The sequence below is a fragment of the Phytopseudomonas punonensis genome, assembly GCF_900142655.1.
In the GTDB taxonomy this organism is placed as follows: Bacteria; Pseudomonadota; Gammaproteobacteria; order Pseudomonadales; family Pseudomonadaceae; genus Aquipseudomonas; species Aquipseudomonas punonensis.
The window spans coordinates 187,084-210,559 of the sequence record NZ_FRBQ01000004.1; the positions used below are offsets into that span (position 1 = coordinate 187,084).

16 protein-coding genes and 1 pseudogene are annotated in these 23,476 nt (G+C 61.9%); 5 read left to right on the top strand and 12 right to left on the bottom strand.

Going from position 1 to position 23,476, the window contains the following annotated elements:
* Window positions 1-55 precede the first annotated feature (55 nt).
* The 7 genes from BUC40_RS13620 to BUC40_RS13650 form a co-directional block, all read right to left on the bottom strand.
* The gene (locus tag BUC40_RS13620; RefSeq protein WP_073266577.1) at window positions 56-685 is read right to left on the bottom strand and encodes a sarcosine oxidase subunit gamma; all 630 of its coding nucleotides are present in this window, start codon (window positions 683-685) and stop codon (window positions 56-58) included.
* Window positions 678-3,695 carry a sarcosine oxidase subunit alpha gene (locus tag BUC40_RS13625; RefSeq protein WP_073266579.1) on the bottom strand — a complete coding sequence of 1,006 codons (3,018 nt, stop codon included), beginning with the start codon at window positions 3,693-3,695 and terminating at the stop codon, window positions 678-680. The genes BUC40_RS13620 and BUC40_RS13625 overlap by 8 nt, the downstream gene beginning before the upstream one ends.
* Window positions 3,692-4,018, bottom strand: a complete 327-nt coding sequence (locus tag BUC40_RS13630) for a sarcosine oxidase subunit delta (protein WP_073266580.1) — start codon at window positions 4,016-4,018, stop codon at window positions 3,692-3,694. The genes BUC40_RS13625 and BUC40_RS13630 overlap by 4 nt, the downstream gene beginning before the upstream one ends.
* 55 nt (window positions 4,019-4,073) lie before the next feature.
* Complete coding sequence (locus BUC40_RS13635; protein WP_073266582.1) at window positions 4,074-5,324, bottom strand: sarcosine oxidase subunit beta family protein; 1,251 nt, start codon at window positions 5,322-5,324, stop codon at window positions 4,074-4,076.
* A 145-nt stretch (window positions 5,325-5,469) separates the two neighbouring features.
* On the bottom strand, window positions 5,470-6,723 hold the full coding sequence (gene glyA, locus BUC40_RS13640; protein ID WP_073266584.1) for a serine hydroxymethyltransferase: 1,254 nt from the start codon (window positions 6,721-6,723) through the stop codon (window positions 5,470-5,472).
* Between the two features lie 161 nt (window positions 6,724-6,884).
* Window positions 6,885-7,616, bottom strand: coding sequence for a TraX family protein (locus BUC40_RS13645; protein ID WP_073266586.1), 732 nt, complete (start codon window positions 7,614-7,616; stop codon window positions 6,885-6,887).
* Window positions 7,617-7,735: 119 nt separating this feature from the next.
* Window positions 7,736-8,035 (bottom strand): hypothetical protein, encoded by a 300-nt coding sequence (locus BUC40_RS13650; RefSeq protein WP_013793305.1) that lies wholly within the window; start codon window positions 8,033-8,035, stop codon window positions 7,736-7,738.
* A 232-nt stretch (window positions 8,036-8,267) separates the two neighbouring features.
* On the opposite strand from BUC40_RS13650, the gene BUC40_RS13655 reads away from it, so the two are divergent.
* The 3 genes and pseudogenes from BUC40_RS13655 to BUC40_RS13670 all read left to right on the top strand — a co-directional run.
* Window positions 8,268-9,308 (top strand): threonine aldolase family protein, encoded by a 1,041-nt coding sequence (locus BUC40_RS13655; RefSeq protein WP_073266588.1) that lies wholly within the window; start codon window positions 8,268-8,270, stop codon window positions 9,306-9,308.
* A gap of 276 nt (window positions 9,309-9,584) precedes the next feature.
* Entirely contained in the window at window positions 9,585-10,742 is a 1,158-nt protein-coding gene (locus BUC40_RS13660) for a PAAR domain-containing protein (RefSeq protein WP_073266590.1), read from the top strand.
* Between the two features lie 565 nt (window positions 10,743-11,307).
* Window positions 11,308-11,606 (top strand): annotated as a pseudogene (locus BUC40_RS13670) (threonine aldolase); the annotation flags it as partial.
* A 1,193-nt stretch (window positions 11,607-12,799) separates the two neighbouring features.
* Here BUC40_RS13670 and gbcB read toward each other — a convergent pair.
* Entirely contained in the window at window positions 12,800-13,900 is a 1,101-nt protein-coding gene (gbcB, locus tag BUC40_RS13675; protein ID WP_073266592.1) for a glycine-betaine demethylase subunit GbcB, read from the bottom strand.
* 355 nt (window positions 13,901-14,255) lie between these two features.
* Between gbcB and gbcA the strand changes: the two genes are divergently transcribed.
* Together gbcA and BUC40_RS13685 are read left to right on the top strand one after the other, a co-directional pair.
* The gene (gene gbcA, locus BUC40_RS13680) at window positions 14,256-15,548 is read left to right on the top strand and encodes a glycine-betaine demethylase subunit GbcA (RefSeq protein WP_073266594.1); all 1,293 of its coding nucleotides are present in this window, start codon (window positions 14,256-14,258) and stop codon (window positions 15,546-15,548) included.
* Between the two features lie 327 nt (window positions 15,549-15,875).
* Window positions 15,876-19,886, top strand: coding sequence for a hypothetical protein (locus BUC40_RS13685; RefSeq protein ID WP_073266596.1), 4,011 nt, complete (start codon window positions 15,876-15,878; stop codon window positions 19,884-19,886).
* 12 nt (window positions 19,887-19,898) lie between these two features.
* Here BUC40_RS13685 and BUC40_RS13690 read toward each other — a convergent pair whose 3' ends face one another.
* From BUC40_RS13690 to choX, 4 genes are all read right to left on the bottom strand, one after another.
* Complete coding sequence (locus tag BUC40_RS13690; RefSeq protein ID WP_073266598.1) at window positions 19,899-20,369, bottom strand: thioesterase family protein; 471 nt, start codon at window positions 20,367-20,369, stop codon at window positions 19,899-19,901.
* Window positions 20,370-20,371: 2 nt separating this feature from the next.
* The gene (locus BUC40_RS13695) at window positions 20,372-21,337 is read right to left on the bottom strand and encodes an L-carnitine dehydrogenase (protein WP_073266600.1); all 966 of its coding nucleotides are present in this window, start codon (window positions 21,335-21,337) and stop codon (window positions 20,372-20,374) included.
* Window positions 21,338-21,357: 20 nt separating this feature from the next.
* Window positions 21,358-22,242, bottom strand: coding sequence for a 3-dehydrocarnitine:acetyl-CoA trimethylamine transferase CdhC (cdhC, locus tag BUC40_RS13700; RefSeq protein WP_073266602.1), 885 nt, complete (start codon window positions 22,240-22,242; stop codon window positions 21,358-21,360).
* 109 nt (window positions 22,243-22,351) lie between these two features.
* Window positions 22,352-23,287, bottom strand: a complete 936-nt coding sequence (choX, locus tag BUC40_RS13705; RefSeq protein WP_073266604.1) for a choline ABC transporter substrate-binding protein — start codon at window positions 23,285-23,287, stop codon at window positions 22,352-22,354.
* Between the last annotated feature and the right edge of the window lie 189 nt (window positions 23,288-23,476).

Here is a 23,476-nt window from a genome sequence, read left to right on the forward strand (position 1 = left end):
CACCCTACGCAGGGCTGCTCCCACCGTACAATTGCCACTCACCGGAGCGGGCGCTTCAGGCCTCCACGGCCAGCCCGTATTCCGCGCTGGCATCCTGCAGCCACAGCCAGAAGTAGTCGGAGAAGCTGCGGCGGATCAGCAGTTCCCAGGTGTCCTCGCCGGTGTGGCGAATCACCAGCTGGGACTTGGCGAACACCGTGCCGACCGCCTTGCCGACCGGGAAGTTCTTCGGGTGCACGTCATAACTGCTGGACTTCATCAGCAGCTCGCGCACCTTCGGCCCGCGCAGTTCCAGCAGGGTCTGCCCGCCGCTGACGTTGACCACCGAAATATGCTGGCCGTCCAGGGCTTCGCGCAGCTTGCCCTCGACCTCGAACTCGCTGCCGCCGGGGACGATCAGCAGCCATTCGTCCGGGCCCAGCCACTGCAGCGAGGTATCGCCGTTGGCCACCAGGGTCAACGCGCCCGGCAGCTCAAGGCCGAGGGCCTTGTGCACGCCACCGGCGAAGTTGGCATCGGCGGCGTCGCCACGCAGGACCAGATGGCCCAGCAGGCTCTTCTCGCGCAGCGTGACGCCGACGCCCTGGCGGCCCTTGCCGGCCAATTCGTGCAAACCGGCATGGTGCAGGGACGACTGCCCGGCGATGTCGGCTGGGCGTTGCTGATAAACATTAGCGTTAGACATTCTGGCGATCCCCTTTCGGGTCATAGAACACGGAGCTGACGATTTCGGCTTCGATCACGCTGCCATCGACCAGCGGCGCGAACACGCGCTCGCCGATGCGCTTGAGGCCGCCCCTGACCAGGGCCATGGCGAAGGAATGGCCCATCGCGGCGCTCATGTAGCTAGAGGTGACGTGGCCAACCATGGTCATCGGAATCGGCTGCTTGGCATCGAAGACCAGTTGCGCACCTTCCAGCAGCACCTTGTTCGGGTCCAGCGGCTTGAGGCCGACCAGTTGCTTGCGGTTTTCCTTGAGACAGTCTTCACGGTTCATGCCGCGCCAGCCGATCCAGGAGAACGGCTTGGTACGACCGACGCACCAGCCCATGTTCAGATCGTCCGGGGTGACCGAGCCGTCGGTGTCCTGGCCAACGATGATGAAACCCTTCTCGGCACGCAGCACGTGCATGGTCTCGGTGCCGTATGGGGTCAGGCCATGCTTCTGGCCGGCGGCGATGATCTTCTCCCACACGCCCAGGGCATAGTTGGCCTGCACGTTGACTTCGTAGCTCAGCTCGCCGGTGAAGGAGATGCGGAACACCCGCGCCGGAACGCCGCCGACGTTGCCTTCCTTCCAGGTCATAAACGGGAAGGCGTCTTTATCGAGATCAATATCCGTCACTTCCGTCAGCAGCTTGCGGCTGTTGGGGCCGGACAGGGTCATGGTCGCCCAGTGGTCGGTGACCGAGGTGAAGTACACCTTCAGCTCCGGCCATTCGGTCTGGTGGTAGATTTCCAGCCACTCCATCACGCGGGCGGCGCCGCCAGTAGTGGTGGTCATGAGGAAATGGTTGTCAGCCAGGCAGGCGGTCACACCGTCGTCGAAGACCATGCCGTCTTCCTTGCACATCAGGCCGTAGCGGGCCTTGCCCACGTCCAGCTTGGTCCAGGCGTTGGTGTACACGCGGTTGAGGAACTCGCGGGCATCCGGGCCCTGAATATCGATCTTGCCCAGGGTCGAGGCGTCCAGGATGCCCACTGCGTTACGCACGGCCAGGCATTCGCGAGCCACGGCAGCGTGCAGGTCTTCACCTTTTTTCGGGAAGTACCACGGCCGCTTCCACTGGCCGACGTCCTCGAACTCGGCGCCATTTTTCAGGTGCCACTTCTGCAGGGCGGTGTAGCGCTTGGGCTCGAACAGATCGCCACAATGACGGCCGGCGATGGCGCCGAAGGTCACCGGGGTGTAGTTCGGGCGGAACATTGTGGTGCCCATCTCACTGATGCTGATGCCCAGCGAGCGGGCGGCGATGGCCAGGCCGTTGATGTTGCCCAGCTTGCCCTGGTCGGTGCCGAAGCCAAGCGCGGTGTAGCGTTTGACGTGCTCGACCGACTCGAAGCCCTCACGGGTGGCCAGCTCGATACCGGCAGCGGTGACGTCGTTCTGCTGATCGACGAACTGCTTCGGCGCACGCGCGGTGCTCTTGTCGTGGGGCACCTGGAACAGTGCAATCGACGCTTCCTCGATGCGCTTCTCGGCCTTCGGCAGGGTGCCGGTCACCGGCTGGAAGCCCACTTCGGCAGCGGCCTTGGCACCGGCCTCGAAGCCATCGGCGAGGCTGTCGCCCATGCCGAACACGCCATTCACGGCACCGGCGCAGTGACGCTTCTGGAAGCCTTCACCCGGCACGAAGGCGAGGATATCTTCACGCCATACCGGACGACCACCGAGGTGCGAGGCCAGGTGCACCACCGGGCTGTAGCCACCGGAGCTGACGATCAGGTCGCAGTCGAGGGTTTCGCCCGGGCTGGTGACCTTGTGCCTGGCGGCATCGATGGCGCAGATGCGTGCACCGGTGACGCGCTTGCTGCCGCGCGCTTCGACCACCGCGCTGCCGGTGAGCACACGCACGCCACGCCGGCGCGCTTCTTCGACCCAGCTGCCGCGCGGGTTGCTACGGGCGTCGGCCACGGCCACCACCTGGCGACCGGCGTCGAGCCAGTCGAGCACCACGCGGTAGGCGTAATCGTTGTTGGTCGACAGCACCAGTTTCTGACCGGGCGCCACGCCATAACGGCGCACGTAGGTCGATACCGCATCGGCCAGCATGTTGCCCGGCATGTCGTTGTTGCCATACACCAGCGGACGCTCGTGGGCACCGGTAGCGAGTACCACACGACCGGCCCGCACACGGTGCATGCGCTGGCGCGGCTGGCCCATCGGCGCGACTTCGCCGAGGTGGTCGGTGAGGCGCTGGTGAATGGTCAGGAAGTTGTGGTCGTGGTAACCGTTGACCGTGGCGCGCGGCAGCAGGGTCACCTCCGGCATGCCTTCCAGCTCGGCGATGGCCTTGGCGGCCCAGTCGGCGGCCGGCATGTCGTCGAGCATCTCGCGGGTGGACAAGAGGCTGCCACCGAGCTCTTCCTGCTCGTCGGCAAGGATCACCCGGGCGCCGCTACGACCGGTAGCCAGGGCTGCGGCCAGACCGGCAGGGCCGGCGCCGACCACCAGCACATCGCAGTGCTGGTTCAGGTAGTCGTAGATATCCGGGTCGTTTTCCTTGGGCGCGCGACCGAGACCTGCCGCCTTGCGGATGTATTTCTCGTAGGTCAGCCACAGGTTCTGCGGGTACATGAAGGTCTTGTAGTAGAACCCGGGCGGCATCATGCCGCCGCCGACCTTGCCGAGAATGCCCATCAGGTCGGTGTTGACGCTCGGCCAGCCGTTGGTGCTGGTGGCCGTCAGGTTCGCGTACAGCGCCTGCTGGGTGGCACGCACGTTGGGGATCTGCGCCGCCTCGGTGCCGCCGATCTGCAACACGGCATTGGGCTCTTCGGCGCCGGCAGCGACGATGCCGCGCGGGCGCGAGTACTTGAAGCTGCGGCCGATCACGTCGACGCCGTTGGCCAGCAGCGCGGCGGCCAGGGTGTCGCCGGCATAACCCTGGTAGGTCTGGCCGTTGAAATGGAAGGTCAGCGGCTGGCTGCGGTCGATGCGGCCACCCTGGGAAAGACGATTGACCTGGCTCATGCCGTTACTCCTTGGTCAGCGGCCTTTTGTGCGGCGACGCTGGCCTCTGTCACGCTGGGGCGCTCGCCGATCTTGTAGGTTTCGAGAATCTCGTAACTCACCGTGTGACGGGTGACGTTGAAGTACTGACGGCAGCCCGCCGCGTGGATCCACAGCTCGTGGTGAATGCCGCGCGGGTTGTCGCGGAAGAACAGGTACTCGCCCCACTCCGCATCGGTGCAGGCGCTGGGGTCCAGCGGGCGGGGAATGTGCGCCTGGCCGCCGGCGTGGAATTCTTCTTCGGAACGCAGTTCGCCACAGTGAGGGCAGAAGATGTGCAACATGTTCGGTACCTCCAGAAAACCATCGTCCCTCTCTCAGTGAGAGAGGGCGCCAAAATCAGTGCGCCACACCGGCCGCGCCGTGCTCGTCGATCAGCGCACCGTTGTGGAAGCGCTCGATGGAGAAGGCCTTGGCCAGCGGGTGCATCTCGCCCTTGGCCAGGCTGGCCGCGAACACGTTGCCCGAGCCCGGGGTAGCCTTGAAGCCACCGGTACCCCAGCCGCAGTTGAAGAACAGGTTCTTCACCGGCGTCTTGGCGATGATCGGGCAGGCGTCCGGCGTGGTGTCGACGATGCCGCCCCACTGGCGGTTCATGCGCACCCGCGAGAGCACCGGGAACATCTCGACGATGGCCTGCAGGGTGTGTTCGATGGTCGGGTAGGAACCGCGCTGGCCGTAGCCGTTATAGCCGTCGATGCCGGCGCCGATGACCAGATCGCCCTTGTCCGACTGGCTGATGTAGCCGTGTACGGCGTTGGACATGATCACCGTGTCGATGATGGGTTTGATCGGCTCGGATACCAGCGCCTGCAGCGGGTGCGATTCCAGCGGCAGGCGGAAGCCGGCGAGCTTGGCCAGGTGACCGGAGTTACCGGCGGCGACCACGCCGACGCGCTTGGCGCCGATGAAGCCCTTGCTGGTTTCCACACCGATCACCGCGCCGTCCTGCTTGCGGAAACCGATCACTTCGGTCTGCTGGATCAGGTCGACGCCCAGGGCGTCGGCCGCGCGGGCGAAGCCCCAGGCCACGGCGTCGTGACGGGCCACGCCGCCACGGCGCTGCAGCGAGGCGCCGAGAATCGGGTAACGGGTGTTCTTCGAGCAATCCAGGTACGGAATCATCTCTGCCACCTGCTTGGCATCCACCACTTCGCCGTCGATACCGTTGAGGCGGTTGGCGCTGACCCGGCGCTCGATGTCACGCATGTCCTGCAGGGTGTGGCCGAGATTGAACACGCCACGCTGGGAGAACATGACGTTGTAGTTGAGGTCCTGGGACAGGCCTTCCCACAGTTTCATCGCGTGCTCGTAGAGGTGCGCGGACTCGTCCCACAGGTAGTTGGAACGCACGATGGTGGTGTTACGTGCGGTGTTGCCGCCGCCCAACCAGCCCTTCTCGACCACGGCGACGTTCTTCACGCCGAACTCCTTGGCCAGGTAGTAGGCAGTGGCGAGGCCGTGGCCGCCACCACCGACGATGATCACGTCATACACCGGTTTGGGAGTCGGGTTGCGCCACATGCGCTGCCAATTCTCATGGTGGCTGAAGGAATGCTTGAACAGGCCAAAGCCGGAATAGCGCTGCATGGGGGGACTCCTGAATTCTGCTTGCCTATAGGGGCGTTCCTGAACCGTAGGATGGGTCGGGCCACGTAGGTGAAACCCATCAATCACTGATGGGTTTTACCCATCCTACAGCGTCGAACCTGCGCCTCTATTTAACGACTGTGTCTCAGCGGTAAACCGGGTAATCGGCGCACAGGCCGGCGGCCAGGCCAGCCACCTGGGCCTCGACATCGGCGTCGCCGAGGTGCTCGAGGATGTCAGCGATCCAGCCCGCCAGTTCACGGCACTGGGCTTCCTTGAAGCCGCGGGTGGTGACCGCTGGGGTACCGATGCGCAGGCCCGAGGTCACGAATGGCGACTGCGGGTCGTTGGGCACGGCGTTCTTGTTGACGGTGATGCCGGCACGGCCGAGAGCGGCGTCGGCGTCCTTGCCGGTGATGCCCTGCTTGATCAGCGAGAGCAGGAACAGGTGGTTGTCGGTGCCGCCGGAGACCACATCGAAACCGCGCTCGATGAATACCGCGGCCATGGCCTGCGCGTTCTTGATCACCTGGGCCTGGTATTCCTTGAACGACGGCTCCAGCGCTTCCTTGAAGCACACCGCCTTGGCAGCGATCACATGCATCAGCGGGCCGCCCTGGGCGCCTGGGAACACGGCGGCATTGAGCTTCTTCTCGATCTCTTCGTTGGCCTTGGCGAGGATCAGCCCGCCACGCGGACCACGCAGGGTCTTGTGGGTGGTGGTGGTGACCACATCAGCCAGCGGAATCGGGTTCGGGTACAGGCCGGCAGCAACCAGCCCCGCCACGTGGGCCATGTCGACAAACAGGTAGGCACCGACCTTGTCAGCAATGGCGCGGAAACGCGGGAAATCCAGGGTCTTGGAGTAGGCCGAGAAGCCGGCGACGATCATCTTCGGCTTGTGCTCGACGGCCAGGCGCTCGACTTCGTCGTAGTCGATCAGCCCGGTATCGGTGTTGATGCCGTACTGCACGGCGTTGTACAGCTTGCCCGACGACGACACCTTGGCGCCGTGAGTCAGGTGGCCGCCGTGGGCCAGGCTCATGCCGAGGATGGTGTCGCCGGGCTGCAGCAGCGCCAGGTAAACGGCTGAGTTGGCGGAGGAACCGGAGTGCGGCTGCACATTGGCGTAATCGGCGCCGAACAATTGCTTGGCACGTTCGATGGCCAGCGCCTCGACCTTATCCACATGCTCGCAACCACCGTAGTAGCGCTTGCCCGGATAGCCTTCGGCGTACTTGTTGGTCAGGCCACTGCCCTGCGCTTCCATCACCCGCTTGCTGGTGTAGTTTTCCGAGGCAATCAGTTCGATGTGATGTTCCTGACGACGCTCCTCGGCCTGCATCGCGCTAAGCAGTGCGTCATCGTAGCCTTGAATCTGATCTTGCTTGCTGAACATCACGTATCTCCCCGAAGCGCCTGAAGGCGCCGCATCTGGCCCGGTTGCTCGATATGAGTCTTGTTGCAGCGATGGTATGACTCGCCCTCGAGAACCAGATGCCTATGCACGCCACGGGAGATTGTGTTTGCGACATGCGCAGGTGTCGCAATTGTGCATGCTCAGAGGCTGCGCAACGCCACCAGCAGCAGAAAGTGTGCGGGGTAAAACACATAAGCCCAGCGCCGCACCGGTGGCACCGCAAATGGCGGCTGTTGACGCAACAGCAGTAGGCCCAGCAACGGCGCAAAAAAGCACATGCTGAGCACGCTCCAGGCGAAGGGGTCGCCACGAGCGGCATCGGCGTAAAACGGCGCCCAGTAGTTGGCCGCCAGGCAGCAGACCATCGGCAGCAGCCAGAGCGCACGGGATCCTCGCAGCGCCAGCAGGAAGGCCGCTGGCAGCAGCGCACCAAAGGCGCCGAACATCAACCACTCATGAGCCAGCACGGCAACGGCCAGCGCCCCCGCACCCAGCCAGCGCGCCTGGATGTCGCTGCGCTGCACCGCATTCGCGATCAGCAGCCCAAGCACCAGGGTGGGCATCACGTTGAGCGATTCGGCGTTCGACACCAGCAGCCGATAAGGCCACTCGGAAACCAGCGAGAACAGCAGCAGCCAGCCGAGGTAGCGCATCGACACGCCACTCGACGAGGTCGGCCGCGCGATATTAGCGGCAATAGCCAGGCAGAACAGCGGGAAGGCCAGGCGCCCTGGCACATAGAGAAAGTACAGCGACGGCCAGGCATGGCGCAGGTGATCAATCAGCATGGTCAGCAGCGCCAGCCATTTGATCAGATCGAGGGCCGCATCACGGTCAGGCAGGAGGTGTCGTGGAGATGGGAATGAGGGCATGCGCACATCACGCTGAGAAATTGAGTTTCACGGTAGAGACTGCCAGTGGCTCTGTGCAAACAAATCAGCGCAAATAAAAAGACGGCGCAAGGCTGAGCCCTGCGCCGTCTTTAGGAGGCTTACTGCAGTTTCGCGTTGCAGCTGCTCGAGGCCGTGACCAGGCGCTTCTGCAGGGCAGCATCGGGCGGAACCTGCTTGCTCATCTCGGCCATTTCGGCCTCGCTGAACTCCTCGCTGACCTTGGTCGCGGCGCAGTCACAGAAAGCCGTGAGCTTTTCCTGCGAGTGGCCGGACTGAGCGCCCTTCACACATTCCTGAACAAAGGTCGACTTGGCTTCCGGCGACCACTGCTGGGCGGCAGCAGCCGGCAGGGCGAAGGCAAGCGGTGCGAAAAGTGCGATCAGATGACGGTAGCTCATGGTGGGCTCCTGTAGCTGGGGATCGGTGAGTCCATGGATGAACTCTCTGCTTTGTGAGCCCAGCGATGCCCGTGAGTTCAGAATTAATGGGCCCGGCGTACGGCACTCACCGCCGGCCACAGGCGACTATCCGACAGAACAATATGTCGCCCCGGCGAGTTCTATGCGCTGGCGAGGCGGGATACAGTACCGCCATACGCCCGCACGGGGCGACGCAGACAAGGACTTTTCAATGCCCGACAATTCCCAGCAATTCGCCAGCGACAACTACTCGGGCATCTGCCCCGAAGCTTGGGAAGCCATGGCAGAGGCCAATCAGGGCCACCAGCGCGCCTATGGCGATGACGAATGGACGGCACGCGCCGCCGACCATTTCCGCAGCCTGTTCGAGACCGACTGCGACGTGTTCTTCGCGTTCAACGGCACCGCTGCCAACTCCCTGGCCCTGTCAGCGCTGTGCCAGAGCTACCACAGCGTGATCTGCTCGGAGACCGCCCACGTCGAGACCGACGAATGCGGCGCGCCGGAGTTCTTCTCCAACGGTTCCAAGCTGCTCACCGCGCGCACCGAACAGGGCAAGCTGACGCCTGCCTCGATTCGCGAGATCGCCCTCAAGCGCAAGGACATCCACTTCCCCAAGCCGCGCGTGGTCACCCTGACCCAGGCCACCGAAGTCGGCACCGTCTACCGTCCCGAAGAAATCCAAGCGATTAGCCAGACCTGTGAAGAACTCGGCCTCAATCTGCACATGGACGGCGCGCGCTTCTCCAACGCCTGCGCTTTTCTCGGCTGCACGCCGGCCGAGCTGACCTGGAAGGCTGGCGTCGATGTGCTGTGCTTTGGCGGCACCAAGAACGGCATGGCCGTCGGTGAGGCGATTCTGTTCTTCAACCGCGACCTGGCCGAAGACTTCGACTACCGCTGCAAACAGGCCGGCCAATTGGCCTCGAAGATGCGCTACCTGTCGGCGCCCTGGGTCGGCATCCTGCAGGACGATGCCTGGCTGCGCTACGCCAACCACGCCAACGCCTGCGCACAACTGCTCGCCAAGCTGGTGGAAGACGTACCGGGTGTAAGCCTGATGTTCCCGGTGGAGGCCAACGGCGTGTTCCTGCAGATGTCCGAACCGGCCATCGCCGCCCTGACCGCCCGCGGCTGGCGGTTCTACACCTTTATCGGTGCCGGTGGCGCACGTTTCATGTGCTCCTGGGACACCGACGAAGCCCGCGTTCGTCAGTTGGCTGCGGATATCCGCCAGGTAATGAACGCCTGAGTCCACTGCTCCGGTCAGCCACGGCAGTGGCGTACCGCGCCTTGCCACTCCAGGCAAGCGAAGCCCCCATAACACTGAACAGATAAATGGCCAGCAACTTAAAGCAGAATGAGCACACGCCAGATTGCCCGTTGCCCCGCGACTTCGTTGAAAACCGACGCCCGTCATGGAATATGCACGGTAACTTGGGGCAGAATTCGCTACGTTTAAACACTAAATAAGCGGGCCCGCTGGAGCGGGCTAGGTCTGTCGGATCCCATTGCAGGAAGCAAATACATGTCCAAGCCCGCAGCTCGTAAAAGCGATCAAGACTCCTGTCCACTCCCGGGACACGCCGTTAACCCAACCGTCACAGGCTCCCCCAACGTTCTGATCAATGGCCTGCCGGCGCTGCGCGTGGGCGATAGAAGTGCTTGCGGCGATACTGTAGCCGAAGGCATGAGTACCATTCTGGTCAACGGATTACCCATCGCTTTCCTCGGTAGCTCGACCAGTCATGGCGGCACAATTATTACGGGATCTGGGGAGGTACTGGTTGGCAATCAGCACGTTCCCGCACCATTCACGCCCCCTATCCCACTATCTCCCCCACCCGGAGTATTTAGCTGCCAGCTGCAGCTCTCTGCCTCCAACGGCCAACCCTATTCGTGCCTACCTTATAGGGTGATCTTGGAGGACGGTTCGACTCAGAAAGGGATTACCGATGCATCTGGCACAACCCAAACGATAAAAACATTAACGCAAATGGCCATAGCCAGTGTGCACCTGCTGCCACCGGCACCCACCACCAACTGCTGCGATCGGCATGCCCCGACCCAGTCGAATGGAATATCGATTCCCCTCAATGGCATGCAGACCGCAGCAAGTACAGGAGCGAAAGCACCGCCTATCTCCGTGAGCAAAAGCGACAATTTCCGAGCTCTGACCAGCGGCGAGCTAACCATGGCGCAGAGTCTGTTCAAAGACTCGGTCGACTACACCAAGATCAAGATCCACAACGAGGAATACCTGCCATTCGGGCTACAGCCCGACAATACTGCGATGACGCCGAACGGCGAGATGTATTTCAACCCAGACTACTACAAAGACGACTTCTCTCTTCTCCCTAATGACCAGCACTGGTTCATGCACGAGATGGTGCATGTATGGCAGCACCAACTGGGGTATTGGGTGAAGCTACATGGTCTTCTGTTGCACCCTGGCAAACTTTGGGGACTTCTGGGCGACCCTTATCAGTACGAATTGAAGCCGGGCGATAAACTGCAGGATTTCAATATGGAACAGCAAGGCGACATCCTCGCCGATTACTATTGCTGGTCGACCGGCAACTCCACGAGGAGCGCAAGCAGTCGCCTGGTAACTAGCATAGATCTTTACAAGAGCGTCCTGAGCGATTTCCTGAGCAATCCAAATGCCCGCAAACTCTTACCGTAGCGTTCTACTGTCCGTACTAGCCTTCGGCTTTCTATGTGACGGGCATGCCATGTCTAGGCACCACGATGGTGACGCACGCGTATGGGTACGCAATGGCGTGCTATGCATAGGAGCCGACGAAACCTACGAGGTGCCTGGTTTCTTTTCCCGCAAAGCTCGCCTCGATCAAAATGAGGTCGTGCTGTATGCGGTTCAAGTCAATCGCCCGTCCGTTCAAGCCTGGGAAACCAGTACGCCACCCGGAGTAACAAGCTCTACCTTAAAGCTACGATCGGACACGTGCGTCGAATATGGCGAACCTATCGTTTCTTTTGAAAACCAGGTACCGCCTCAACCCCTCAAGCCAGGTATTTACGAAGTTCTTCTACAGGCCGGCGACCAAAAAAATAGAAGGGCTTGGTTCTACAAACGCTTCTGCTTGATCGGTGAGGCTGGCGATTGGTCAGTTAAAGACGCTGAACGAGTTAAGGGCACAAATGAGTGGCGCTGCAAGCCCTCGCATACGCCATAGCCCTAGCGCCCCACAGTCAACTCGTACATCCCAAGATATCTCCAGACGCAGCGCCCTTGGGTTGGCATCGCGCAGGGCGACGCCTGCTGCGTTACGCCAAACACGCCAACGCCTGTGCACAATTGCTCGCCAAACTAGTGGAAGACGTACCGGGTGTAAGCCTGATGTTCCCGGTGGAGGCCAACGGCGTGTTCCTGCAGATGTCCGAACCGGCCATTGCCGCCCTCACCGCTCGCGGCTGGCGCTTCTAAACCTTTATCGGTGCCGGCGGCGCACGCTTCATGTGTTCGTGGGACACCGACGAAGCCCGCGTTCGTCAGCTGGCAGCAGATATCCGCCAAGTAATGTCCTGACAGCAAACCTTGAGCAAAGGTGGATCAGGTCGCGCACCTGATCCACTGCTCAGTAGCAATACGCCCGCACCTCGATCCCTTCGCCTCACCTTACTCGCCAATCTGTGGATAACTCAGCGCTCCCAGCTGAAATTCGGTCGCGCTTTACGTTTCCGCCCGCTTCGCTGCAGTAGGTCTCACAGAGAGCCAATAGGCAGAATGGGGATAAAAAGCCGGCTCATCCCCAGATCGCGTGGACGAGCTTGTGCATAAGCTGTCGGCACATGGCTGCAGCCCAGAGCCTGCAACGGCCGCAGGTATTCGTACAAAAAACGTTCTATTTCAACAAGTTGTCTCGCGGCTTACACACATCTACTGTGCAGTAGAGCGCTTACAAGCTGTGCATATGTCACTGCAAGCCACGCTATTAAAGGGCTTCAGCATGGCAATCATTTTTTAACCAGGCTTATAAAAGGCTATTCCATCCACAGCAGCCCCAAATAGTAATTTGCGGCCTGTGGAAATCCATCCCCACAATGCGGGGATGATAACGTGGATAAGCTGTAGGCATATCGCTACATCCCTCGCGACTCGTGGCCTCTGGCGTAGCGCTGGAAAAATGATCGATATCAGTCTGTTAGCAAGTTATCTACACACAGAAGCTGTGCGCTTAGCTGTGCATAACATGTTTAGTCAGCGCTACAGGCCAGTACTCATGGTACTTTCGAGCCAATGGTTATTTATTGATCAGCACCGAATACCGCTGCACGATGAACATACATCGATGAGCGCTCCGCAGAGCTGGTGAACAACTCTCTACAGGCTTTCCCCAAACTTCGTGGATCAAGCTGTGCACAAGCTGTCGCTATAGCGCTGCATGCCAATAAATACGTGGCCCGCAGCCTATTGATCATAAATCGTACAGCTGCTTGTACTGGCCACGCGCGGTTACGGGACGCAAGAAGCCACCTGAACTGTGCATAGAACTGTGGATAGTTTGTATAACTCTGCCCGAATCGTCGGACAGCGATGCCACGACAGGCAGGCTGCTTAGCCCCGTGGCACAAGGAGGGAGAGGCGCCGGTAATCGAAATGCCGCGCAGGCGTTGCACACAATTACTGTGCGCGCGTCTGTGGATAAGCTGTTTTGTTATGGCTACAGCCCAGGCACGGCGGGCCCTGAAGGGCACCGCCTAGTTTTTGACCAGCACCAATCAGTAATCGATGCTCACGTCGTTACGCGGCACGCTGCAGCAGGAAAGTATGTACCCCTCGGCCACGTCCTCGTCGGTGATCCCGCCGTTGTGCTCCATGTCCACGTCGCCCGCCGTCTTGAGCACCTTGCAGGTGCCGCAGATGCCCATGCCACAGGCCTTGGGAATGTGCAGGCCAAGCTTGGCTGCAGCGGCGTGTACGGTTTCACCCGGGCCAACCTGAATGCTTTTGCCGGTACTGGTAAAGGCCACCTGGTTACGATCGGCCGCCGGCACTTCGGGCGCGTCGGCAGCCAGCTCGGCAAGCTCCTTGACGTCCTGGCGCACTTCCGCCGGCACTGGACCAAATGCTTCTTCGTGGTAGCGGCTCATGTCGAAGCCCTTGGCTTCGAGCAGGCGCTTGACCGCGCTCATGTAGGGCGTCGGGCCGCAGCAGAAGATTTCCCGCTCCAGATAATCCGGCGCCATCAGCTCCAGCATCGGCTGGTTGAGGTAGCCGCGATAACCGGACCAGGATTCGCCCAGGCCATGCTTCTCGCAGATCACGTGCAGGCTGAAGTTGCTGATCCGCGCCGCCATGTGCTCCAGCTCGCGGTGGTAAATGATGTCCTTTGGCGAACGAGCGCTGTGTACGAACACCATGTCGACGTTGGCATTGGTGTCGTAGAACCAGCGCGCCATCGACATCACCGGGGTGATGCCTACACCGCCGCTGAGAAACAGCACCTTGTCTGCCGGGAAATCGATGGCGTTGAACAGCCCCACCGGGCCATGCACTGCCAGCTCCTGACCTTCGCTCAGGTTGTCGTGCAGCCAGTTGGAAACTTTGCCGCCCGGCACCCGCTTGATGGTGATGGAAAAGCTGTAAGGCACCGAGGGCGAGCTGGAGATGGTGTAAGAACGCATCACCGGCTGACCTTCGATTTCCAGCTCCAGGGTCACGAACTGCCCCGGCTTGAAGAAGAACAGCACCGGCTGGTCAGCCATAAAGCAGAAGGTGCGCACATCCCACGTTTCCTGGATAACCTTGACGCAGCGCACCACGTGGCGGCCATTGCTCCAGGTCTGGGTAGTAACGGGATAGAGGAAGTCGTTCGACATGTCGGTTCTCTCACGCACGCAGGCCGCTCACCGGCCCTGTCTTTGCCGCGATTGTGCGCAACGCACCTGGCGCTCATTTACCTGCCAGCGACATCGGCATGCTAACGGCGACCTGCCCCGTAGACACTGGCGTACCCAGTCGGGAAATGATGCGGCCATGTCGCCCATGGATAAGGTTCACGCCGCGCCCGGCTCCACACTCGCCCCCAAGCCGAACAGGATAAGAGCGTCAGCCGCAGCCCCTATGCAACACGCCATTCGGCAGGCGATCCGGGAAGCGACCCGCCACCTTGCGTACCACCGCAATAGCCACTTTTACGGCAGGCGCCGCGCGCTCGCCATGAGGAGTTTTCCGATGACCGTCACCTCTACGCTGAGCCTTGGCGACCCGCTGGAACAGGCACGTGCCGCCGCAGCCGAGATGCTGCAGAACCGCGAGCGCACCTTTTCCCTGCCGCAACCGTTCTACAACGATGAGCGCGTGTTCCAACTCGACATGCAGGAGATCTTCCACAAGGAGTGGCTGATCGCCGGCATGACCTGCGAGATACCGGCCAAGGGCAACTACCTGACGCTGCAGATCGGCAACAACCCGATCATCGTGATCCGCGGCGCCGAGGGCGCGGTGCATGCCTTCCATAACGTCTGCCGCCATCGCGGCTCGCGCCTGTGCACCAGCGACAAGGGCAAGGTCGCCAAGCTGGTCTGCCCATACCACCAGTGGACCTACGAAGTGGATGGCCGCCTGCTGTTCGCCGGCACCGAAATGGGCGCCGACTTCAACCTCGCCGACTACAACCTCAAGCCGGTGAACTGCAAAACCGCTGGCGGTTACATCTTCATTTCCCTGGCCGAAAACCCACCGGCCATCGACGAGTTCCTCGCCACCCTGGCGCATTACATGGAACCGTACGACATGGAAAACACCAAGGTGGCGGTGCAGACCAACCTGTACGAGAAAGCCAACTGGAAACTGGTGCTGGAGAACAACCGCGAGTGCTATCACTGCAACGGCTCGCACCCTGAATTGCTCAACACCCTGCTGGAGTGGGACGACACCAACGACCCGCGCGCCAGCCAGTCCTTCAAGGACCACGTGGCCGAATCCGCCGCCAAGTGGGAAGCCGAAAAGATCCCTTACCTGCACGCCGGCTTCGGCCTGCGTAACCGTATCGTGCGTATGCCGCTGCTCAAGGGCACCGTGTCGATGACCATGGACGGCAAGCAAGGCAGCAAGAAACTGATGGGGCGCATCCAGAACCCGGATCTGGGCTCGATGCGCATCCTGCACCTGCCGCATTCCTGGAACCACTGCATGGGCGATCACATGATCGTGTTCACCGTGTGGCCGATCAGCGCCCAGGAAACCATGGTCACCACCAAATGGCTGGTGCACAAAGATGCCGTCGAAGGGGTCGACTACGACGTGGCGCGCCTGCGCGAAGTCTGGGACGCCACCAACGACCAGGATCGTCGCCTGGCCGAAGAAAACCAGCGCGGCATCAACTCCACCGCCTACCAGCCCGGCCCGTACTCGAAAACCTACGAGTTCGGCGTGGTCAACTTCATCGACTGGTACAGCGGCCGCATGCTCAACAACCTCGGTGCAGCGCCGGCGCCGTATCTGCGCGATGTGAAAGCGCAGTAAAAATAGGGGCTGCAAAAAGGCGGAAGCCGCCGTTCAATTTGGTGGGCTGAAGCCCACCCTACAGCCGCGCATCTAACCTTAGGGTGGGCCGAACGGCGATCCGCTTCAGCCCACCAATTGGCGCCCGACAACGAACAGCGGCTTCCGCCTTTAACCTACCCATGCCCCCGTGGGGCCTCTCCCTGGCCGTTCGATTCGTGAACGGATGTTTCACAGCATTTCACGCCAGTAAGCGAAACAATCGGGGTAGTCCCGGCTAAAGGCGCATACGCGGTTTTCTCTGCGAAGCGGCCTGGCCACGCGCTTCCACTTCGCGAGGAAACCACCGTGAGCGTGAAACCACTGAGCAAAGGCCCCAACGATCAGGCTGGCGGCGACGGTCTGCGTTTCGACAACATCATGCGTCTGAGTCTGAAGGCCGAAGGCAAGCCCAAGGAAGATCGCGTCGCCACTGACAATGAGAAGTGGCCGCCAGTGGACAAAACCCAGGTCGAAGCGGCCAAGGACGGCAAGATCCGTTATGAGCTCAATGGTCAGGGCGTAGTGGTCGAGCGCTCGGTCAACCCCGAGCTGTACAAGTTTCTGGTCAATCTGCACGCCCTCAACCAGTCCCCCGAGCAGAAGGCTCAGGTAGTCGCGGCAATGGGCGACGAACACATCATCGCCGACCGCAATACCGAGGTGCAGGACTGGGGCGACTACACCCAGTTCAAGTGGCAGGGCAATTTGGAAGACGCCGAGGTGATCACCTACATCACCCCCGACGGCGAAACCGTCAGCGTCTCCAAGGCGCTGACCCCCGAGCTATTCGCGTCGGTGCAGCAGATCGGCCTGTCCCGCTACACCCTTGAGCAGCGCGTGGCCGATGGCCGTGAGGTGGCAGGTGCCGATACCCACGTGGCCGAGCATGATATTGCCCTGTGGGGCGGGCCAGACGAATTCGGCAATGGAGTCATCCAGTTCGAGACCAAGGACGGCAAGAAGTACGTGGTATCCCAGCACGAAAACAAGGCGATGTACGACCGTGTCGCAGGGATGTGGAGCGACCACGTCAAAGGCGGCGACTCGATCCAGAAGCTGCGTGAGAAATATGACCTGCCCGACCTCGACAAGCTGGACCTGCTCGGCCAGAGCAGCGGCGAGAAGGCCAACAAGGACGACAAGGAAGAGATGACGGTGGTCGAGCTGGCCACCAAGAACCTGCTCGACAAGTACAAGAAGCTCATCGACGACGGCAAGGTCGGCAAGGACAGCGACATCTACAAGCTGGTCAAGGCCATCGAGGCCAAGGCGTCGATGGAGAGCGGCCACCGCATCACCCCCTACATCGAGGATCCGCGTGGCGGTAACACCACCTGGCGCAAGTTCGACAGCGATGGTGAAACCCTGAGTACCGAGGACATGCAGGACATCCTCAACGGCAACTCGGTGGATGAACTGCTCAGCGAGATGTTCACCAGCGGCAACGGCGAGAAGGACAAGATCGGCAAGGAGTACCAGGCCGAACTGGACAGCGCCATCGAGAAGATCAGCGGCGAAGACAAGACCCGGCTGGCGGACGAACTCTACGACACCCTGACCAGCCTGGATTTCGTCCGGTACCTGGCCGACATGAAAGAGCAGGGCCTGGGTAGCGAGGGCCAGGCCGAGGTTGCCCGGCTCGCCTCCAGCCTGGAGCTGCTGGACCCGGAACGCGCCCGCCAGGCCGAGTCGGCGCTCAAGCAGAACGGCATACTGGTGGAGATCGACACCCTGGTCGGCGATCCCGGTGCGATTCCCGACGAATACAAGGAGCTGGCCTACAAGGACATGGGCGCGCTGATCAAGACAGTGCTCAAGTCCGCCGACATTCCGCGGCGGGTGCAGGACAGTATCGAGAAGTTCTACAACGAGCTGCTAAATGACAAGACCAAGATGGCCGACTTTGCCAAGCTCTCCGAGCAGCTCAATAACGGCACCATCACCCAGGCCGACTTCAATAAGCAGCTGGAAACCAAGTACATCCCGGCGGAAGTCAGCAAGGACGACTTCACCAGGGCCATCGGCACGCTGAACCAGTACGGTGTGCTCGGCACTCTCTCCGCATTCGGCTCCTTGGGCGGGGCGATTTACATGCTTTCGGCCAAGAATGGGCAGCTATCCGACGAACCGCTGGAACGCTTGGCCATCGCCAAGGACTTCATCACCTTCCTCAGTGGTGGGGCGCAGTTCGAGAAGACCAAGATCTTTGACTTGTTCACCAAGACCAACACTGCCGAACTACTGGGACTGAGCAAAACCCTTCCGGAAATCTGGGGCAAAGAAAACGGCACGATCGGTAAAACGATCGAAGGCTTCCTACGCGAGCGCGGCATCTCCGGTATTCCCGATGCGGTAGAAAACCGCGCCAACAGCCTCATCGAGCTGGGCTCGCTGAACGGTGGCGGCGGCGGTAACGCCGTTGACCAGGTCAGGCTTTCCGCCGAAGCCTCGGGCATTGGTTCCCTCGATGATGCTGGCAGCCGGCAACTGCTCGATAGCATCGTTACCCGCGCCGGTGGAACGCCACCGGCAGACTACTCGCGCTACAACAGCCTCAACGAGATTGCTCAGGAGCAGAACCTCAACATCACCGAGGAGACCATCAACGACAGTATCAACGAACAGCGCACCGCGAGCGGGCTGGGCAATGTTCCGGATGATGCCTCGATCAGCGAATTTGCCGATCACCTGGAAAACGCTGCCAGTCGCTCGGTTAGCTCCTCGATCTCGTCCGGCAGCACGACCTACTACGATGCCGTTTCGTCGATTTACGAAGATGCCGTGGAGTATTTTGAAGAGCGCAACATCACGCCACCGAGTCGTGAGTCATTCGACCGGGTATTCGATGAACGTCAGCAGCAGTCAGGCCGCAGTACGCCAGCGAGCAACGACCCATTCGACGGTTTCTCCGGCAATTTCGAGTTGGATCGCGAGTCCATCAACGAGATGTTCGAGCAGGAAAATCGCACACCGCCTGCCGCCGATATCGTTGATGACGCTATCGAGCAGGTCAACGACTCGATCCGCAACGCACCCTCGACGCCGAACATCGTCGATAGCGCGACCGTTCGCGACGCTTTGACTCCGACCGGCGCGGTAGACGTGCCGTCCATAAAGCCTGGCCTGGCGGCGAAGATCGGCGGCACCCTGACCAAGGTGCTGGGCGTGGCGCCGGATATCCTCAGCGTCGCCGATATCGTCATGGGCGGCTTCACCATCAAGGACGCCATCGCCAACAACAGTGACCTGGGCAAGGCCGCTGGTGCCCTGCAGATCATCAGCGGCGTGGCGGGTACCACCGCCGGTGTCATTGGCACCGCCGGGCTGTTTGCCAGCATCGGTGCGCTGGCCGGCGCCACCGGCCCGTTGTTCCTCATTACCGCAGGGCTGGGGCTGATCGGCGGCATCATCGGCATCTTCGTCGATCACGAGAAGAAGCAGAAAGCCACCGACAAGGAAGGCCAGTGGTTCAAGGACCTCGCCGAACTCGGCCTGACCCAGGAAGACTGGGGCGACAAGCTCGAATATGCCCGCTACAGCTTCTACGAATACGACGGCCGCGACGCCCCGGCCGGCCAGAGCATCTACGACTACCAGAAAGACGAGTGGGAGCATTTCAAGGAAACGCCTCAGGAAGGCGGCTCGTCCATCAACCGGTTGGACGACGACAAGCACCTGGCCAAGTACGACAAGGCGTTCTACGAGGAGAACCGCGAGGTCATCCACACCATCCGCGAACGCTGGGATGACTGGAACGGCAAGGACGACATCGTCAGCAAGAAGGATCTGGAGAAGATCGCCAGTGGCGACGGCAGCGCCGAAGACAAGGCGGCTGCGCAGTTCCTGCTCGATAACAGCGGCTTCTGGGATCAGCTCGACACCCAGTGGGGCAAGGGCGGCCAGGACAGCAAGGTCAGCACCAACGACCTCAACACCTGGATGAAGATGGTCGGCGCTCACCAGGGGGATTACGGGCGCGCCTATTACGATGAACATAAAGAAATCATCGAGACCATCCGCGAGCGCTGGGACGACTGGAACGGCAAGGACGCCATCGTCAGCAAGAAGGACCTGGACAAGATCGCCAATGGCGACGGTAGCGAGACCGAGAAGGAGGCCGCGCGCTTCCTGCTCGACAACCCGGGCTTCTTCGACCAGCTCGATAACCTGGCCAAGAACGACAGACGCGACGGCAAGATCAGTACCGGCGACCTGGAAACCTGGCTCAAGGCCATCGGCCTGGAGAAGACCGACAAGAGCGAGCTGACCTACAACCCCAACGACGACACGCCGGCCTGGCGACAGATGCGTTTCTGATGAACCGGCGGGCTAGCTTCCCGGCAAACCGATCACCCGGCCGACACAGGCAGGGCGCGGCAGCTCCTGCTGCGCCCCGGCCAGCGCCGTGACTCGCCTTGCGACCTGCTCATGGAAGGGCGCCGAGCGGCCACTGGCGGTGTCGATGTTCATCAGCATCTGCTCGCTTTCGGCCACCACCTGCCCGTCGTCGCAGCGTTCGACCAAATGGTGGATATGCAGGCGCTTGTGGTCATGACCGAGCAGCTGGGTGCGCACCTGCAGCTCGACGCCGAGTTTCACCTCGGCGAGAAAGTTGAGGTGGCACTCCAGCGTGTAGAGCGTATGCCCGGTGCGCGCCCTGCCCGCCTCGTCGAGGCCGATGAGGTCCATCAGCCCATCGGTTGCGAAGCTGCAGATCAGCAGGTAATAGGCGTCGCGCAGGTGGCCGTTGTAGTCGACCCAGTCGGGCTGCACCGCAGTTTTGTAGGTGACGGGTAGCATGCTCAGTCCTCGAAGGCGAAGCCGTGGCGGGCCTTGGTCTCGCGAATCGCGCCGAGAACCGCCAGCAGGCAGTCGTCGCGATAGCGTTCCAGCTCGGCGAGGCTGCGCTGGCCCTGCTGAACCGATGTGCCGGCGACCACGTCGTCGATAAGTTGCTCGGTCAGCTCAGGCGCCTGCAGGTAGGTCCAGGGCAGCTTCAGGGCCGGGCCGAACTGGGCCATGAAGTGACGCATGCCGGCATCGCCACCGGCCAGGGTGTAGGTCAGGAAGGTTCCCATGAACGACCAGCGCAGACCGGCGCCGAAGCGGATCGCGTCGTCGATCTCGCCGGTGGTCGCCACGCCGTCATTGACCAGGTGCAGCGCCTCGCGCCAAAGCGCTTCGAGCAGGCGGTCGGCGATAAAGCCCGGCACTTCCTTGCGCACGTGCAGCGGACGCATGCCCAGCGCGCTGTAGATGCCGATGGCCGCCTGCACGGCCTCAGGTGCGGTTCGCTCGCCGCCGACCACCTCGACCAGCGGCAACAGGTACACCGGGTTGAACGGATGGCCGACCACGCAGCGCTCAGGGTGCTGCGCCTCGGCGTAGAACTCGCTGGGCAGCAGGCCCGAGGTGCTGGAACCGATGATCACATCCGGACGCGCGGCAGCGCTGATCCGCCCGTGCAGATCGAGCTTGAGGTCGAGACGCTCGGGGGCGCTTTCCTGGATGAAGTCGGCATCACGTACGCAGGCATCCAGGTCTGCGAAAAAGCGCAGGCGCTGCATCGACGCGCCTGGCGCCAGCCCCTGCTTTTCCAACGCAGGCCAGGCGTTGGCGATGCGCGTACGCAGCGCTGTTTCGGCGCCGGGCGCCGGATCCCAGGCATGCACGTCCAGGCCATGGGCCAGGGCGCGGGCGATCCAGCCGGCGCCAATCACGCCGGTGCCCAGTGCAGCGAAAATCTTGATGTCAGTTACGAAGGACATGGCAGGCTCCAGAAGAAGGCTCAGCGTTTTCTCAGGTTCATCTTTTCCCGGCCCTCGGCCGGGCTCAGCACACGACCACCGAGCCGTTCGATGATCTCCACCGCCCGCTGGACCAACGAGCCGTTGCTGGCCGGCACGCCCCTGTCGAGCCAGATGTTGTCTTCCAGCCCCACGCGTACGTTGCCGCCCAGCAGCATGGCCTGGGCGAGCATCGGCATCTGCATGCGGCCGATGCCGAAGCCGGCCCAGGTCAGGCCCGGCGGCAGGTTGTCGACCATCGCTTTCATGGTCGCGGTATCGGCCGGCGCGCCCCAGGGGATGCCCAGGCACAGCTGGATCAGCGGATCGTCGAGCAGGCCCTCCTTGATCATCTGCTTGGCGAACCAAAGGTGGCCGGTGTCGAAGATCTCCAGCTCGGCCTTCACCCCCAGCTCGGTGATGCGCTTGGCGCCAGCGCGCAGCTGCGCCGGGGTGGACACGTAGATGAAATCACCGTCACCGAAATTCAGGGTGCCGCAGTCCAGGGTGCAGATTTCCGGCAGCAGCTCTTCGATATGCGCCAGGCGCGTCAGCGGGCCGACCAGATCTGTGCCGGCGCCGAACTCCATGGGCTGCTCGCCCTTGCCGATTTCCAGGTCGCCGCCCATGCCGGCGGTGAGGTTGATGATCACGTCGGTGTCGCTTTCGCGAATGCGCTCGACCAGCTCGCGGTACAGCGACACGTCGCGGCTGGGCTTGCCGGTGTGCGGGTCACGCACGTGGCAGTGGGCGACGGTAGCACCGGCCCTGGCGGCTTCGAGGGCGGCCTCGGCGATCTGCTTGGGGGTGACGGGAATGGCCGGATGGCGGCCGACGGTGTCGCCAGCCCCGGTGACCGCGCAGGTGATGATGACGTCATGGTTCACGGTCGATCTCCTTTGTAGGAACTGCGTGGCTCCTGCCGATCAGGCGCCAGCCAGACTCTCTGGGCGAGCGCAGTCCCCGCGCAGTGCGCGGTGACGACGATGGGTAGCGTTATTGGGTGAGTTTCAGGGCCTGGGTGGCCGGTTTGCCGTCGCGGCTGGTGACACCATCCAGCCAGGCGCTGACGACCTGGGGATTGGCAGCGATCCACTCTCGCGCCACCTTGGCGGGCGGCTGACGATCCATGATCGGCTGCATCAGCTCGGCCTCCTGGGCGCTGGTGAAGCGCAGGCTGGTGAGCAGGCGGTTGGCGTTCGGGCAGCGCTGGGCATAGTCCGGCGAGGTCACGGTGGATACCGTGGCGGCGCCGTCGTTGGGGCCGAACACGTCTTCGGTGCCGGTCAGGTAGGTGATCGGCATCTGCAGGTTCATCGGGTGCGGCTTCCAGCCAAAGAACACCACCGGCTTCTCGCTGCGCACCGCCCGGCCAACGGCGGCGAGCATGCCGGCCTCGCTGGACTCGACCAGCTTGAAGCCGCCAAGGCCGAACTGGTTGCTGTCGATCATCTTCTGGATCGCGGTGTTGGCGCCCGAACCGGCCTCGATACCGTAGATCTTGCCGTCGAGCTGATCCTTGAAGCGGGCGATATCCGCGAGGGTCTTGATGCCCTGCTCGGCTGCATAGGTCGGCACGGCGAGCACCGCCACGGCATCGTCCAGCGACGGTTTGTCAGCCACCTTCACGGCGCCGGCGTCGAGGAAGGGTTTGATGTTGTCGTCCATGATCGGCTTCCAGTAGCCGAGAAAGGCATCGACCTGGCCCTTCTGGATGCCGGCGAAGATGATCTGCTGCGAAGCCTGAGTCTGCTCTGTTTCATAGCCGAGGCCCTGCAGCAGCTCGCTGGCCACGGCGGTGGTGGCGACCACGTCGGTCCAGCCGACGGCGCCCAGGCGCACAGTCTTGCAACTCTCGTCTTCGGCGGCCAGCAGGGATGTACTGAACAGGGTGAAGGTGCAGCATGCTGCGAACGCAGTGAGCGCTTTCATAGGGGGCTCCTCAACGGTTTAGTCTGGTTCTTAGTACCGTGTGACCGGAACGGCTAAATTCCGATGAGCCCACCTTACGCAGTTGCCTGGCCAGTGATTCGCACCATATCGGCATAAAACCAGAACATACCGACTTGATTGCCCGACGTGCCTAACGTTAGATGAGGTTTCCACAAGCGGGGATCAGCC